At 62.8% G+C, this 14,943-nt stretch carries 15 protein-coding genes; 14 read left to right on the forward strand and 1 reads right to left on the reverse strand.

Features of this window, described 5'->3' with window-relative positions; genetic code table 11:
- Positions 1-4 precede the first annotated feature (4 nt).
- Positions 5-1,471, forward strand: a complete 1,467-nt coding sequence (gene dacB, locus V7N12_RS02980; protein WP_333712594.1) for a D-alanyl-D-alanine carboxypeptidase/D-alanyl-D-alanine endopeptidase — start codon at positions 5-7, stop codon at positions 1,469-1,471.
- Here dacB and V7N12_RS02985 read toward each other — a convergent pair.
- Complete coding sequence (locus V7N12_RS02985; protein ID WP_333712595.1) at positions 1,468-1,887, reverse strand: tellurite resistance TerB family protein; 420 nt, start codon at positions 1,885-1,887, stop codon at positions 1,468-1,470. The genes dacB and V7N12_RS02985 overlap by 4 nt on opposite strands.
- Positions 1,888-1,996: 109 nt before the next feature.
- On the opposite strand from V7N12_RS02985, the gene V7N12_RS02990 reads away from it, so the two are divergent.
- The 13 genes from V7N12_RS02990 (at position 1,997) to acs (ending at position 14,914) form a co-directional block, all read left to right on the forward strand.
- Complete coding sequence (locus V7N12_RS02990) at positions 1,997-3,562, forward strand: lysine--tRNA ligase (protein WP_333712596.1); 1,566 nt, start codon at positions 1,997-1,999, stop codon at positions 3,560-3,562.
- 75 nt (positions 3,563-3,637) lie between these two features.
- Complete coding sequence (locus V7N12_RS02995) at positions 3,638-4,039, forward strand: DUF4864 domain-containing protein (protein ID WP_333712597.1); 402 nt, start codon at positions 3,638-3,640, stop codon at positions 4,037-4,039.
- 123 nt (positions 4,040-4,162) lie between these two features.
- Positions 4,163-6,448, forward strand: coding sequence for a glycosyl hydrolase family 28-related protein (locus V7N12_RS03000; protein WP_333712598.1), 2,286 nt, complete (start codon positions 4,163-4,165; stop codon positions 6,446-6,448).
- Between the two features lie 232 nt (positions 6,449-6,680).
- Positions 6,681-7,442: an urease accessory protein UreD gene (locus V7N12_RS03005; RefSeq protein WP_333712599.1), complete on the forward strand. Its 762-nt coding sequence runs from the start codon at positions 6,681-6,683 to the stop codon at positions 7,440-7,442.
- A gap of 3 nt (positions 7,443-7,445) precedes the next feature.
- Positions 7,446-7,748 (forward strand): urease subunit gamma, encoded by a 303-nt coding sequence (locus V7N12_RS03010; RefSeq protein WP_333712600.1) that lies wholly within the window; start codon positions 7,446-7,448, stop codon positions 7,746-7,748.
- Between the two features lie 41 nt (positions 7,749-7,789).
- Positions 7,790-8,095 carry an urease subunit beta gene (locus V7N12_RS03015; RefSeq protein WP_333712601.1) on the forward strand — a complete coding sequence of 102 codons (306 nt, stop codon included), beginning with the start codon at positions 7,790-7,792 and terminating at the stop codon, positions 8,093-8,095.
- A gap of 103 nt (positions 8,096-8,198) precedes the next feature.
- Positions 8,199-8,915 (forward strand): hypothetical protein, encoded by a 717-nt coding sequence (locus V7N12_RS03020; protein ID WP_333712602.1) that lies wholly within the window; start codon positions 8,199-8,201, stop codon positions 8,913-8,915.
- A 15-nt stretch (positions 8,916-8,930) separates the two neighbouring features.
- Positions 8,931-10,691 (forward strand): urease subunit alpha, encoded by a 1,761-nt coding sequence (gene ureC / locus V7N12_RS03025; RefSeq protein ID WP_333712603.1) that lies wholly within the window; start codon positions 8,931-8,933, stop codon positions 10,689-10,691.
- A gap of 117 nt (positions 10,692-10,808) precedes the next feature.
- Positions 10,809-11,033 carry a DUF1127 domain-containing protein gene (locus V7N12_RS03030; RefSeq protein ID WP_333712604.1) on the forward strand — a complete coding sequence of 75 codons (225 nt, stop codon included), beginning with the start codon at positions 10,809-10,811 and terminating at the stop codon, positions 11,031-11,033.
- A gap of 22 nt (positions 11,034-11,055) precedes the next feature.
- Positions 11,056-11,505, forward strand: coding sequence for an urease accessory protein UreE (locus tag V7N12_RS03035; protein ID WP_333712605.1), 450 nt, complete (start codon positions 11,056-11,058; stop codon positions 11,503-11,505).
- Positions 11,498-12,133, forward strand: coding sequence for an urease accessory protein UreF (locus V7N12_RS03040; protein ID WP_333712646.1), 636 nt, complete (start codon positions 11,498-11,500; stop codon positions 12,131-12,133). The genes V7N12_RS03035 and V7N12_RS03040 overlap by 8 nt, the downstream gene beginning before the upstream one ends.
- A gap of 10 nt (positions 12,134-12,143) precedes the next feature.
- The gene (gene ureG, locus V7N12_RS03045) at positions 12,144-12,773 is read left to right on the forward strand and encodes an urease accessory protein UreG (RefSeq protein WP_333712606.1); all 630 of its coding nucleotides are present in this window, start codon (positions 12,144-12,146) and stop codon (positions 12,771-12,773) included.
- Positions 12,774-12,955: 182 nt separating this feature from the next.
- A complete protein-coding gene (gene acs / locus V7N12_RS03050) occupies positions 12,956-14,914 on the forward strand; it encodes an acetate--CoA ligase (RefSeq protein WP_333712607.1) in 1,959 nt (652 codons plus the stop codon).
- The last annotated feature ends 29 nt before the right edge of the window (positions 14,915-14,943 follow it).

Below are 14,943 nucleotides of genomic sequence, written 5' to 3' on the forward strand. Positions count from 1 at the left end.
GCGGATGAACAGACGCGCGATGCTGGCGGCCACGGGGTCGGTGCTTGCCACGGCGGCCTTCGGCGAGGCGCCTTTCACCTCGATGCGGCCGGTCGCGCGGGTGCCAGCCGAGGATGCGATCCGGAAACTTGTCGCAGAGGCAGGGCTGACGGGTGTGACGGGGGTTGTTGTGACCGATCTGGCGACGGGTGCCGTGATCGAAGACATCGCGGGCGCTGTGGCCCAGCCGCCCGCAAGCACGGCCAAAGCGGTGACAGCACTTTACGCGCTCGAGTCGCTGGGCGCAGGCCACCGGTTCGAAACGCGGGTCCATGCCGATGGGCCGATTGTCAACGGCGTGGTCGAGGGCAACCTGATCCTTGCCGGCGGCGGCGATCCCGATCTGGCGACGGATGATCTGGCGACCCTCGCCGCCAGACTGAAGGACGCGGGCTTGCGCGAGGTGAAGGGGGATTTCCTTGTCTGGGACGAAGCCCTGCGCAAGGTCGATCAGATCGACCCGAGCCAGTTGGACCATTTCGGCTACAATCCCACGATCACGGGGCTGAACCTGAATTACAATCGCGTCCATTTCGAATGGAAACGCGCGGGCGAGGGGTTCGAGACATTCGTAGATGCGCGCAGCGACACTTATCGCCCTGCCGTGACGGTCGCCAAGGTCGATATTGTCGACCGTGCCGCACCGGTCTTCACCTATGCCAATGCTGGCAATGCCGACAGGTGGACGGTCGCGCGCAGTTCGCTGAACGATGCAGGCTCGCGTTGGTTGCCGGTGCGCCATCCGGCACTTTACGCAGGCGAGGTCTTTGCGACCTTCATGCGCAGCAATGGCGTCGTCCTGCAGTCCCCGAAACAGACGCCGACGCAGCCGGGGGGGCCGGTTCTGGCACGTCTGCAAAGTAATCCTCTGGCCCAGCAGTTGCAGTTCATGCTGCGCAATTCGATCAACCTGTCGGCCGAGGTGACGGGCATGTCGGCGACAAAGGCGCTCTTGGGACAGCGGGTCGGGTTGCAGGATTCGGCTGTGGCCATGTCCGACTGGGCGTCCTTGCGGTGCGAGGGCCGCGTGGCACCTGCCTTTGTCGATCATTCCGGACTTGGGGATGCCTCGCGGATCAGCCCTGCGGATATGGTCGGTATCCTTGCGGCCCCCCGCGTGCATGACCAGTTGTTCCCGATCCTGCGGCCCGTGCGCGTTTTCGATGATGCGGGCACCGAGATCCTGCGCCAGGGTCTGGATGTCCGGGCGAAGACCGGCACGCTCAATTTCGTGTCGTCACTTGCGGGGTATGTCCGGACCGAGCAGGGCCGCAACCTTGTTTTCGCGATTTTCTCGTCTGATTTGCCCCGCCGCGAAGAGGGCAAGCGCAGCGGTGCAGAACGCCCGCAAGGCGCCGTGGCTTGGAGCCGCCGCGCAAGGGCTATGCAGGGCAAGATCGTGCGCCACCTCGCGACGCGACTGCCCGCCTAGAGGGTCATGTGCCGCGCCCTCGCGCCGCGTTCGATGGCGGCAGCATGCAGGCGGTCAAGGTTCAGTTCATCGCGAATCTCTTCCAGCATGCGCGCCTCGGGGCCGACGATCCTGCCGTCAGCCGCCGCGACATCGCAGGACAGCGCATAGGCGGTTTCATAAAGCCGTTCCGGCAGCGCATCACGGATCAGACCGAACAGGGCATCTAGACCGTCCACCTGTTCCAGCAGATCGAAGACCATCCGCGACATCTGCGGCAGGCGTTCGGCATCGTAGCCTGCGAAAATGGGCAAGTTGTTGATAGCGTTACTCATTTTCACAAGTTCGGCGGTGCGGATATGTTCGTCCGAGGCCGATACCGCAATCATGAGCGCGGCAAGCGCGTCTTGTGCGGAAAGCGGTGCGTCTTCAAGCATGGGTCTGTCCTTTGTCAATGACCGACATTTATTGACCCGGTGTCACTCTCGCAATAGGGAGTGCGGGTTCCGGCGGGCACCTTGCCCCCACAAATATGTGAGAAAATCCATGAGCAGCTTTCGTGACGCAGCGATGACATCAAAGGCCTGGCCTTTCGAAGAGGCGCGCGCATTGCTCAAACGGTACGAAAAGAAGGACCCCGAAAAAGGGTATGTGCTGTTCGAGACGGGCTATGGCCCCTCGGGTCTGCCGCATATCGGGACCTTCGGCGAGGTGCTGCGCACCACGATGATCCGCCGCGCGTTCGAGGTGATCTCGGATATTCCGACCAAGCTGATCTGCTTTTCGGACGACCTTGACGGCATGCGCAAGGTGCCGGGCAACGTGCCCCAGCAAGACATGCTGGCCCAGCATATGCACAAGCCGCTGACCGATGTGCCTGATCCTTTCGGGACACATGAAAGTTTCGGCCACCACAACAACGCGATGCTGCGCCGGTTCCTTGATACTTTCGGGTTCCAGTATGAATTCTACTCGGCGCGCGAATTCTACCGCTCGGGCCAGTTCGATGCGGTGCTTTTGCGGGCGGCGGAACGCTATGACGCGATCATGGAGGTGATGCTGAAGTCGCTTCGTGAAGAGCGTCGCGAGACCTATTCGATCTTCCTGCCGATCCACCCCGAGACGGGCCGCGTGCTTTACGTGCCGATGAAGCATGTGGACGCGGTGAGGGGCGAGATCACCTTCGATGATCCCGATGGCCGCGAATGGACGCTGCCTGTCACGGGCGGCAACGTTAAGCTGCAATGGAAGCCCGACTTCGGCGCGCGCTGGGCGGCGCTGGACGTCGATTTCGAGATGTACGGCAAGGAACACGCCACTAACACCGCGATCTATGACCGCATCTGCGAGATACTGGGCGGGCGCAAGCCGAACCACTTTTCTTACGAGCTGTTTCTCGACGAGAACGGGCAGAAGATCTCGAAATCTTCGGGCAACGGGATCTCGATCGACGAATGGCTGACCTATGCCGCGACCGAAAGCCTGTCGTATTTCATGTATCAAAAGCCAAAGACGGCCAAGCGGATGCATTTCGATGTGATCCCCAAAGCGGTGGACGAGTATCACCAGCAGCTGCGCGCCTATGGCACGCAGGATGATGCGGGGCGGGCGAACAATCCTGTGTTCCATATTCACGGGCCTGACGTGCCGGTGTCCGATATGGTTGTGCCATTTGCGATGCTCTTGAACCTCGCCTCGGTGTCGGGGGCCGAGGACAAGGAAACGCTTTGGGGGTTCATCCAGCGCTATGCGCCCGAGGCCACGGCTGCGAAGAATCCGCAGATGGATCAGGCGGCAGGGTTTGCTGTGCGCTACTACAACGACTTCGTGAAGCCCGCGAAGGTCTATCGTGCGCCAACCGATCAGGAACGGGCGGCGATGGTCGATCTGGTCGCGCGGCTGAAGGCATGGGACGGCGGCCTTGATGCCGAAGAGTTGCAGTCGATGGTCTTTGCCGTCGGCAAAGAGCACGGGTTCGAGCCGCTGCGCGACTGGTTCACGGCGCTTTACGAGGTGCTGCTGGGGGCCTCGCAGGGACCGCGCTTCGGCGGGTTCATCGCGCTTTACGGTGTCGACGAGACGATTGCGCTGATCGAAGAAAAGCTGTCCTGACCGACAAAAAACGAAACTAATCCGCGCCTGCTTGCGTATCTTCCATACAGGAGACCACAGAGAGGATCGCGGATCATGCGTATTTTCGGACTTGTTCTTGGGTTCTGGCTTTCGGTGACTGCGGCCGTCGCCCAGGATTCCGGTGCCATCGAAGGGGTGATCGGCAGCCAGCTTGACGCCTTCAACGACCGCGACATCGACGGGGCGTGGCAATATGCCAGCCCGAATATCAAACGTCTGTTCGGCAATCCCGGCAACTTCGGGATGATGGTCCAGCAGGGGTATCCGATGGTCTGGGACAACGCTGATGTCAGCTTTCTGGAACTGCGGGATATCAACGGTTTTCTCTGGCAGAAGGTGATGGTCCGCGACAAGAACGGCAACCTGCATATCCTTGATTATCAGATGGTTGAAACATCCGAGGGCTGGCAGATCAACGGTGTCCAGCTGCTACCTGCTCCGGACCTGAGCGCCTAAGGCATGGGCGTTGCCTGGCCCCGCGTGACGGTGGGCCAAGGGGTGATTTAGACCCTCGGGCTAGCTTTCTGGCAACGCATTGGACCTGCGTCCGGTGCATCCGATCAGCCAGAAGGATACCCCATGAACAAAGCCATCACCGATGGGATCGTTTTCGATCCCCTGCCGTTTTCCGTAGGTCTTGCCCTCTGGTCAAGCGGGGACGGGACGCCGGGGTCGGATACCTATGCGCTCAGCGGGTCGGGCAATTTCGTCGCCGCCGATCAGGACTTCGGCGGGTGCCTCGAGATCTTGACCCAGAGCACGACGCAAAAGCTGCGCTACATGGGCGAAACACCGATCCTGCCGGGGTGCTATCTGCAGATCACCGTGCGCGTGAAGGCGGTGGCGGGTCCGATGCCCGCCGTCGCGATTGCCGGATGGGCGGGAATGGCTGGCGGTCTGCCGGTGGCGGGCCTGCCGCAGGCGGCGGCACCGGTGCAACTGACCACCTATGGACAGGTGGTTGAAATCAAGGGGATCGTCGCGACCGCCGACCGGACCGGCGTGGACCTGCCATGGCATGGCGCGCAATACGGGCATTTCGGGTTGAACCTGACCGGCGCGACCGGAGGTATCGTGCGGATCGACGACATCACCATCGAGGATGTCTCGTCTGTCTTTACCCGCGATCTGGTCGGGCTGGTGGACGTGCGCGACTATGGCGCGGTTGGCGATGGTGTGACCAACGACCGTGCGGCCTTTGTCGCCGCCGACAGTGCTGCCAATGGCAAGGCGGTCATGGTGCCCGCGGGGGTCTACTTTCTCGGCGGCAATGTCACGATGCAAAACCCTGTCCGGTTTCAGGGCAGGATCGTGCAGAACCCCGAGCATCGTTTCATCCTGCAGCGTGATTACGATTATGACAGCTATCTGGCGGCGTTTCAGGACGAGGAGCTGGCCTTCAAGAAGGCCTATCAGGCGCTGATCAACTTTGCCGATCACGATTCACTCGATCTGTGCGGTCGTCGTGTGCTGCTGACCGCACCCGTCGATATGCAGGCATGCGATCCGACCCGCACCCGTTTCGAGACCCGCCGCGTCATCCGCAACGGCCAGTTCCAACCCGACGACAGCGCGGCATGGGATACGCAGGTCGTCACCTCGCAGGCGAGCTATGCCGTCAGCAACAACAAACGGCTGACCAATGTGGTCAATGCGACCAGCATTCCGGTCGGTGCACTTGTCACGGGCAATGGTGTCGGGCGCGAGATCTACGTGACATCCGTGAACACCAGCGCGCAGACCATCGAATTGAGCAGCCCTCTCTATGATGCGGAAGGCACGCAGGTCTTCACCTTTACCCGCTTCAAGTATCTGCTCGACTTTTCGGGCTACGAGAAGTTCAGCCAGTTCATCCTCTCGGATATCGAGTTTCAGGGCCGTGGTGTGGCCAGCGGCATCATGATGGCGCCGGATGGCTTTACCTTTCATGTCCGTGATTGCTTCATCAACCGCCCGAAGAACCGCGGGATCACCTCACCGGGGCGCGGGTGTCAGGGGATGATGCTGGACCGGTGCCAGTTGATCTCGGACGAGCAAGGCGTGGTGGTTGGCAACCGTGTCAGCATCGGCTTCAACGCCAACGCCAATGACGTGAAAATCCGGTCGAACCGCGTCAGCAAATTCCTGCATTTCTGCGTTCTGGCAGGCTCTGGCACGCTGCTGGTCGGCAATCACTGGTTTCATGGCGACGATGACGTGAACGGAGTGCGCAAAGGGGGGATCGTGATCACCGCACCCAATCCCAAGAGCATCTTCACCGGCAACTATTGCGACAACAACTTTATCGAATGGACGAACGAGCACGAGAGCAATCCGGCCTTCAGCAATCAGTTTTCCTTTGGTGGCCTGACCATCACCGGCAATATGTTCACCACCAACGATGTCGCCCCGTGGTTCAATTTCATCGTCATCAAGCCTTACGGGCAGGGCCATTTCATCAACGGCTTTGCCGTGGTCGGGAACGTGTTCCGGTCGATCAACGGCGCGATTGATCGCGTCGAACATGTGGATACGACCTTTGCCGATCTCGACTATGGCCGGACTCGCAGTTTCGTGTTTCAGGCCAATACGTTCCACAACGTGAACGAGCCTGTGTCGAACCCTGCCTATCTGTTGCACCAGCAGCAGACGGCAGCCGCGACCTGGGTTCTGGAAACCCGCGATGCCCTGCCCTTCGCGGGATATGCGAAAACGGTCGAACAGGTGATGCCCGAGGGTGCGATCACCGACAATGGCGGGTCGCCGGTCTTCGATTTGCCATGGTCGCGGGGCGAGCAGGGGGCCAATCGGCGCAATGTCCATCTGAACTTCAGCAGACCGGTCAAAGGCAGTGTCCGCTATGCGGTGCGGATGGACCAGCCGTAAGGCCGACGCAATCATGTCAAGAAGGGCACCTGCGGGTGCCCTTTTTTTGTGCGTCTTGCGCATTTGGTGTCGCAAGGCCCCGATTTTTCCGCCTTGCCACTGGTCAGGGTAGACGGCTCTTTGCAATGTAAGCGCAAAGCATGTCCGCGGAGCGTTCAAGATCACCCTCTCTGCCCCCATCCCCTACGATCAGGCAAGCCCTGTGCCGCCGCGCGCGCGCGGGTCATTGCTGTTGCGTGCCAAACGGCGCGGGCAGGACAGCGTGATCGCCGATCTGCGGCAGGAAGGCGCGCTCAAGGCGCTGTTTCCGCGGGTGCGGGGGAATGCGCTGGATGCGGTGTTCCTGAACACCTCAGGCGGGCTGACGGGCGGTGACCGGATGGTGATTGCCGCCGAGGCAGAGGCCGGGGCGCATATCGTCCTGTCCAGTCAGGCGGCCGAGCGCGGCTATCGCGCCCAGCCCGGCGAGGTGGCGCAGGTCGATGTCACCCTGCGGGCCGGTGCCGGTGCCCGCATCGACTGGATCCCGCAGGAAACCATCCTTTTCGATCACGCCGCCCTGTCGCGCAGGCTGTCGGTGCATCTGGTGGGCGATGGCTCTGCCCTGATCGTGGAGCCCTTGGTGCTGGGCCGTCAGGCGATGGGCGAGACTGTGCGCGCGGTCCTGTTCCGTGACCAATGGCGGGTCTGGCGCGATGGTGCGCTGGTCTTTGCCGATGCGATCAGTCTTGCGGGCGATGCCACCGCGCTGATGGCACGGCAGGCGACCGGGCAGGGCGCGCGGGCCATGGCGACGGTGCTGCTGGCGGGGCCTGCGGCGGCCGAAAGATACGGGCGGTTGCGCCTTGATGGCCTGAGTGGCGCAAGCCTGATTGCCGATGATCTTTTGCTGGTGCGCCTCCTGGCGAATGATGGCTTTGATCTGCGCCACCAGATGCTTGGCGTCATTACCGCCTTGGCCGACGTGCCGATCCCGCGTGTCTGGAGACTTTGACCGATGCAACTGACCCCCCGTGAAAAAGACAAACTGCTTGTCGCCATGGCGGCCGAAGTCGCGCGCAGGCGGCTTGCCCGGGGTGTCAAGCTGAACTACCCCGAGGCGATTGCGCTGATCACCGATGCGGTGGTCGAGGGGGCGCGGGACGGGCGCTCGGTCGCGGATATGATGCAGGCGGGGGCGCAGGTGCTGCGTCGCGATCAGGTGATGGATGGCATCGCCGAAATGATCCACGAGGTGCAGGTCGAGGCGACCTTCCCCGATGGCACCAAGCTGGTGACGGTGCATGACCCGATCCGTTAGGCATATGCGTATTTTGGGCAAGATGAAGCGGAGGGTGCAGAATGAAACCGGGTGAGGTTCTTGCCGCCGAAGGCGTACTGACGCTGAATGCCGTGTCCAAGGCGATCACGCTGGAGGTGGCCAATACCGGTGACAGGCCCGTGCAGGTCGGCTCGCACTACCATTTCGCCGAGACCAATCCGGCGCTGAATTTCGACCGTGCGGCGGCACGGGGGATGCGTCTGGATATCGCCGCAGGCACCGCCGTGCGCTTCGAGCCGGGACAGCGCCGCGAGGTGAACCTGATCCCGATGGGGGGAGACCGCCGGATTTACGGATTCAACGGGCAAGTGATGGGCAAACTGTGAGCGATGACGGGTGTCCATACGCTGCAACGCAGAAAAATGCTGCAGTGCCGCATTTCTTGGGATATGATCGGGCTAGCCGAAACTTGTCCCGAGGGGATTATTCATGACACCCGCCATTACCCTTACACTTTCCGCCCAAGCCATGCATGCCGCCAGTGCGATCATCGGCCAGCAGATGCGCCTGACAGATGTATTCATTGACCAGACCATCGCGACCCGCCGTGCGATGGTGATGCCATTCATGGCACCAGACGCCCCGTCCGAAGCGGCGGCACCAAAGCCTGCTGCAGCAAAGAAAGCCGCGCCGAAGAAGGCTGTCGCCAGGAAAGCCAAGGCAAAAGCGGCGACCGTCAAGAAGGCCGCAGTGAAGAAGGCTGTCGCCAAGCCGGCTGTTCCGGTCAAGGCTGCGCCTGTGGTCAAGGCAGAAGCACCTGCCGCTGCGCCGACAGCACCCGAGACGAAGACTGCGCCTGTGGCGAAAGCCGAAGCTGCAAAGAGCGCAGCGCCAGCGCAAGCCGCGCCAAAGCCTGCCGCACCTGCTGCCAAGGCCAAACCGGCGATCAAGGCAAAACCTGCAAAGAAAGCCGCAGCGAAGCCTGCCGCGACCAAGGCCCCTGCGCCTGTGCAGGCAGAGATGCCGAAGCCCGCGCCCGCGCCCGTTGCCAAAGCGCCTGAAGCGACACCAGCGCCAGCGCCAGTCGCGGCGGTGGCCGACCCGAAACCCGCCCCTTCCACCCAAGCCAAGGCTGCGCCACGCAAGAAGACCGTGACCGTCGCCGATGCGCCTTGGGACGGAAAGGAAACCACCCCCAAGACCTAAGACGGAGAGTCCCCCATGCCCGCCACGATCTCGCGCGCCGATTATGCGGCAATGTTCGGCCCGACGGTGGGCGATCGTGTCAGGCTCGCCGATACCGCGCTGATCATCGAGGTGGAGCGCGACCTGACGGCGGAACGCGCCGGTTCTGCGGCAGGGGACGGGTCAGGCAAGAATGCCATGCTTTATGGCGAAGAGGTCAAGTTCGGTGGTGGCAAGGTGATCCGCGACGGCATGGGCCAAAGCCAGCGCACGCGGGCCGAAGGCGCGGTTGATACGGTCATCACCAACGCGCTGATCGTGGACTGGACGGGCATCTACAAGGCCGATGTGGGTCTGAAGGACGGGATGATCGCCGCCATCGGCAAGGCGGGCAACCCCGACACCCAGCCAGGCGTCGACATCATCATCGGCCCGGGGACCGAGGCGATTGCCGGTGAAGGCCGCATCCTGACTGCGGGCGGGATCGACAGCCATATCCATTTCATCTGTCCGCAACAGATCGAAGATGCGCTGCATTCCGGCCTGACTACGATGATCGGCGGCGGGACGGGGCCTGCGCATGGGACGCTCGCAACCACCTGCACGCCGGGGCCGTGGCACATCGGGCGGATGTTGCAGGCGGCGGATGCCTTTCCGATGAACCTCGCCTTTGCGGGCAAGGGGAATGCCTCGCTTCCGGCTGCCTTGGAAGAGCAGGTGCTTGCGGGTGCATCCTGTCTGAAACTGCACGAGGATTGGGGCACGACGCCTGCCGCCATCGACTGCTGTCTTGGCGTCGCCGATGCCTGGGACGTGCAGGTGATGATCCATACCGACACGCTCAATGAGTCCGGCTTTGTCGAAAACACCGTCGCCGCCATGAAGGGCCGCACCATCCACGCCTTCCATACCGAAGGCGCGGGCGGCGGCCATGCCCCCGACATCATCAAGATCTGTGGCGAGCCGCATGTCCTGCCATCCTCCACCAACCCGACCCGGCCTTTCACCGTCAACACCATCGACGAACATCTCGACATGCTGATGGTCTGCCACCATCTCGACAAATCCATCCCCGAGGACGTGGCCTTCGCCGAAAGCCGCATCCGCCGCGAGACCATCGCCGCCGAGGATATCCTGCACGACATGGGGGCTTTCTCGATCATCGCCTCTGACAGTCAGGCCATGGGCCGCGTGGGCGAGGTGATCATCCGCACATGGCAGACCGCCCACAAGATGAAGGTGCAGCGCGGCGCGCTGGCCGGGGAACAGGGCGACAACGACAATCTGCGCGTCCGCCGCTATATCGCGAAATACACGATCAATCCGGCCATCGCGCATGGCATCTCGGCGCATGTGGGGTCGATCGAGGTGGGCAAGCGGGCTGATCTCGTGATGTGGAACACCGCGTTTTTCGGCGTGAAGCCCGAGATGATCCTGATGGGCGGGACGATCGTGGCCGCGCAGATGGGTGATCCCAATGCCTCGATCCCCACACCGCAGCCGGTCTATACGCGGCCGATGTTCGGGGCCTTCGGGCGGTCGCTTGAAAACTCGGCGGTGACCTTCGTGAGTGCTGCGGCACAGGATGCAGGGATCGGTGACAGCCTTGGTCTTGCCAAGAAGACACTACCTGTCGTGAACACGCGCGGGATCGGGAAAAAGGACCTCAAGCTCAATGATGCCATGCCGAAGGTCGAGGTGAACCCCGAGACCTACGAAGTGCGCGCCGATGGCGAATTGCTCACCTGCCAGCCTGCGACCGAACTGCCGATGGCGCAGCGGTATTTCCTGTTTTGAAAGGGCAGCCTTGCATGGGTCGCATGATGGCTTTGCAGTTTTGGACGTTGCCGGACCACGGGGTGGGGCATAGCTGTCGTGTCGGGAGGAACGACATTCACACGCAAGAGGCTGACAATGGCACTCCGTCCCGACAACACACTGATTACCAACCGCGAAATCCTGGCCGAGGTGCTTTTGGCACCCTTCGCCGCACTGGCTGGCTGGGTCGAGCATTACGCAATGAACAACGCCCGCACGCAGGCCCTGCGCGCTGTGGCGAATATGTCCGACGCCGAACTGGCCGCAAAGGGCCTGACCCGCGCCGAGGCATTCCGCATGGTCACGCCCCACGACGTCTAGGGCATGACGCCGGGGGCCACGCATGAGTGTGGCCCACGCGATCATCCATTTTCACGGTCAGGCTGATGCCACGGTCAGCCTGACCTACGACGCGCGTCTGTTGCGCCGCAAGAAGCTGCTCACCGATCAGGGCGAGGCGTTTCTGGTCGATCTGGCGCAGACGACCTCTGTCACGGATCATGACGCCTTTGTTCTGACCGATGGTCGAAAGGTCGCCGTGGTCGCAGCCGATGAACCCTTGATGCGGGTGACGGGCGATCTGACCCGTCTGGCATGGCATATCGGCAACCGCCACGCGCCTTGTGCGATCGCGGACGACGCGCTCTATGTGCAGCGCGAGAAGGTCATGCGCGCCATGCTGGAACACTTGGGTGCGCGGGTCGAGGATGTGACCGGCCCCTTCACCCCCGAAGGCGGGGCCTATGGCCATGGCCGCACGATGGGGCACGACCACGGTCATTCCCATGCGTGACGCGGGCCTTCTGACGCTGACGCAGTGGCTGTCGCCGGCCTATCCGGTGGGGGCCTTCGCGTGGTCGCACGGGCTGGAACGCGCCATCGCGCGGGGCGACGTGACGGGGCGGGATGATCTGGCGGACTGGCTTTCGGCGGTGCTGGCGCAGGGCGCGGGCCGGACGGATGCGATCCTGTTGTGCGAGGCTTATCGGGCCCAAGATGTGAGCGCGATTGCGGACCTCGCGGCAGCCCTTGCCCCCAGCCGCGAACGCCGGATGGAAACCCTGCAGCAGGGGGCGGCCTTTGCCGCGACGACACGGGCCGTCTGGGGGCTGGACCTGCCCGACATGGCCTTTCCTGTCGCGGTGGGCCGGGCGGCGGCGCTGGCGGGTCTGCCGTTGCCGCCGGTCCTGCAGGTCTGGTTGCAGGCTTTCCTGTCGAACCTCGTGCAGGCCGCGCAACGTCTGATGCCGCTGGGCCAGACCGAAGGACAGCGCATCCTTGCAGGCCTCGCGCCCGCCATCCTGTCGGTGGCCGCGGCGGCAGAGGCCGCGACCCTCGACGACATCGGTTCCGCGACATTCGCCGTCGATACCGCATCGATGCAGCATGAAACCCAGCAACCGCGCATTTTCAGATCATAGGAGGCCCCCCATGTCACCCAACGGACCCCTGCGCGTCGGCATCGGCGGCCCTGTGGGCGCGGGCAAGACGACGCTGACCGCGCAGCTTGCGCGCGCGCTGAAGGACCGGATCAGCCTCGCCGTGATCACCAACGACATCTACACGCAGGAAGACGCCGAGGCGCTGATGCGGATGCAGATCCTGCCCGCCGACCGCGTCATGGGTGTGGAAACCGGCGGCTGCCCGCATACCGCGATCCGCGAGGATGCCTCGATCAACCTTGCCGCTGTCGCCGAACTGCGCGGGCGTCATGCGGACCTCGACCTGATCCTGATCGAAAGCGGGGGCGACAATCTTTCGGCCACGTTCAGCCCGGAACTGGCGGATGTGACGGTCTATGTCATCGACGTGGCGGCGGGCGAGGAAATTCCCCGCAAGGGCGGCCCTGCGATCACGCGCTCGGACATTCTGGTGATCAACAAGACCGATCTGGCACCTTATGTCGGGGCCTCGCTAGAGGTGATGGCGCGGGATGCTGCAAGGATGCGCGGCGACCTGCCCGTGATCTTTGCCAGCCTGCGCCACGGCAAGGGCGTCGATGACGTCATCGCGCGTCTGGCGGATATCGGCGGGCTGGGTGTGCCGGCGGCGGCGGAATAGCGACACGGGCTGTCAAGAAGTTTTCTGCCCATTTCCCGCGCAAGGTGATTTTCTTTACAAATCCCGCCCCATGCGCAGGCGCTCTCTTGGATTCACCCACAAAACCGTGAAGATTGCCCCCGGAGGAGGCAGCGAGGCCGCGCCGCGCTGACTGCAAAGACTGTCAATTGGGGGGAGACGCCATGACTGACCAATCCGCGAAACTCTATGCGCCCTCGGCTGAAATGGCCGCCGCTGCGCATGCCGACAAGGCAAGATACGAAAAGATGTATGCCGCCTCGGTCAGCGACCCAGACGCCTTCTGGGCCGAGCACGGCAAGCGGGTGGATTGGATCAAGCCCTTCACGAAGGTCAAGAACACCAGTTTTGCCCCCGGCAATATCGACATCCGCTGGTTCGAGGACGGCACGCTGAACGTCGCCGCCAACTGCATCGACCGCCATCTGGCGACGCGCGGCGACCAGACCGCGATCATCTGGGAACCCGATGACCCGAATGATGCCGCCGCGCATATCACCTACAAGGAACTGCACGCCAAGACCTGCAAGATGGCCAATGTCCTCAAGGATATGGGCGTGGGCAAGGGCGACCGCGTGGTCCTTTACATGCCGATGATCCCCGAGGCCGCCTATGCGATGCTGGCCTGTGCCCGGATCGGGGCGATTCATTCTATCGTCTTCGCCGGCTTCTCGGCCGAGGCACTTGGCGCGCGGATCAACGCCTGTGACGCCAAGGTCGTGATCACATCGGACGGCGCACCGCGCGGCGGGCGCGTGACCAAGCTGAAGGACAACGTCAATCAGGCGCTGCTGCATGACTACAACGATGTGAAATGTCTGGTGGTCAGGCGCACCGGCCAGCAGGTCGCATGGCGCGACGGGCTGGATTACTGGCTGCACGAGATGGAAGACAAGGTCGGCGGCGATTGCCCGCCCGAAGAAATGGCGGCTGAAGACCCGCTGTTCATCCTCTACACCTCCGGTTCGACCGGCCAGCCCAAGGGTGTGGTGCATACGACCGGCGGCTATCTCGTCTATGCGGCGATGACCCATCAATACACCTTCGACTATCACGACGGGGACATCTTCTGGTGCACCGCTGACGTGGGCTGGGTCACGGGCCACAGCTATATCGTCTACGGGCCGCTGGCCAATGGTGCCACCACGCTGATGTTCGAAGGCGTGCCGACCTATCCCGACGCGGGGCGCTTCTGGGCTGTGTGCGAAAGGCATAAGGTGAACCAGTTCTACACCGCGCCCACCGCCATCCGCGCGCTGATGGGGCAGGGCAACAGCTTTGTCGAGAACTACGACCTGAGCCATCTCAAGGTCCTTGGCACCGTGGGCGAGCCGATCAACCCCGAGGCCTGGAACTGGTACAATGATGTCGTCGGCAAGGGCAAATGCCCCATCGTGGACACATGGTGGCAGACCGAAACCGGCGGCCATCTGCTGACCCCGCTGCCCGGGGCGACGGCGACGAAACCCGGCTCGGCCACTTTGCCGTTCTTCGGTGTGCAGCCGGCGATCCTCGAGCCAACCACAGGTCAGGAAATCACCGACACCGCAGCTGAAGGCGTGCTCTGCATCAAGGATAGCTGGCCCGCCCAGATGCGCACCGTCTGGGGCGATCACGAAAGGTTCGAAAAGACCTATTTCGCGGATTACAAAGGCTACTACTTCACCGGTGACGGCTGCCGCCGCGATGCGGATGGGTATTACTGGATCACCGGCCGCGTGGACGACGTGATCAACGTCTCCGGCCACCGCATGGGCACCGCCGAGGTGGAAAGCGCCCTTGTCGCCCACCCCAAGGTCGCCGAAAGCGCCGTGGTCGGCTATCCCCATGCCATCAAGGGGCAGGGCATCTATGCCTATGTCACGCTGATGAACGGGGAAGAGCCGACCGATGAGCTTCGCAAGGAACTGGAAACATGGGTCCGCTCCGAGATCGGCCCCATCGCCAAGCCCGACCTGATCCAATGGGCGCCGGGCCTGCCCAAGACCCGTTCCGGCAAGATCATGCGCCGCATCCTGCGCAAGATCGCCGAGGATGATTTCGGTGCGCTGGGCGATACCTCGACACTGGCCGACCCTTCGGTGGTGGATGATCTGATCCAGAACCGGATGAACCGGAAGTAGGGTTCGACCGATCCGAAACGAAAGCCGCG

Source organism: Yoonia sp., from assembly GCF_036770585.1.
Classification (GTDB): domain Bacteria; phylum Pseudomonadota; class Alphaproteobacteria; order Rhodobacterales; family Rhodobacteraceae; genus Yoonia.

Coding starts and splice junctions, on each gene's coding strand:
- V7N12_RS03000 (WP_333712598.1), top strand. CDS start 4,163: ATGAACAAAGCCATCACCGATGGGATCGTTTTCGATCCCCTGCCGTTT.
- dacB (WP_333712594.1), top strand. CDS start 5: ATGAACAGACGCGCGATGCTGGCGGCCACGGGGTCGGTGCTTGCCACG.
- V7N12_RS02990 (WP_333712596.1), top strand. CDS start 1,997: ATGAGCAGCTTTCGTGACGCAGCGATGACATCAAAGGCCTGGCCTTTC.
- V7N12_RS02995 (WP_333712597.1), top strand. CDS start 3,638: ATGCGTATTTTCGGACTTGTTCTTGGGTTCTGGCTTTCGGTGACTGCG.
- V7N12_RS03040 (WP_333712646.1), top strand. CDS start 11,498: ATGCGTGACGCGGGCCTTCTGACGCTGACGCAGTGGCTGTCGCCGGCC.
- V7N12_RS03015 (WP_333712601.1), top strand. CDS start 7,790: ATGAAACCGGGTGAGGTTCTTGCCGCCGAAGGCGTACTGACGCTGAAT.
- V7N12_RS03010 (WP_333712600.1), top strand. CDS start 7,446: ATGCAACTGACCCCCCGTGAAAAAGACAAACTGCTTGTCGCCATGGCG.
- V7N12_RS03030 (WP_333712604.1), top strand. CDS start 10,809: ATGGCACTCCGTCCCGACAACACACTGATTACCAACCGCGAAATCCTG.
- V7N12_RS03020 (WP_333712602.1), top strand. CDS start 8,199: ATGACACCCGCCATTACCCTTACACTTTCCGCCCAAGCCATGCATGCC.
- ureC (WP_333712603.1), top strand. CDS start 8,931: ATGCCCGCCACGATCTCGCGCGCCGATTATGCGGCAATGTTCGGCCCG.
- ureG (WP_333712606.1), top strand. CDS start 12,144: ATGTCACCCAACGGACCCCTGCGCGTCGGCATCGGCGGCCCTGTGGGC.
- V7N12_RS02985 (WP_333712595.1), bottom strand. CDS start 1,887: ATGCTTGAAGACGCACCGCTTTCCGCACAAGACGCGCTTGCCGCGCTC.
- V7N12_RS03035 (WP_333712605.1), top strand. CDS start 11,056: ATGAGTGTGGCCCACGCGATCATCCATTTTCACGGTCAGGCTGATGCC.
- acs (WP_333712607.1), top strand. CDS start 12,956: ATGACTGACCAATCCGCGAAACTCTATGCGCCCTCGGCTGAAATGGCC.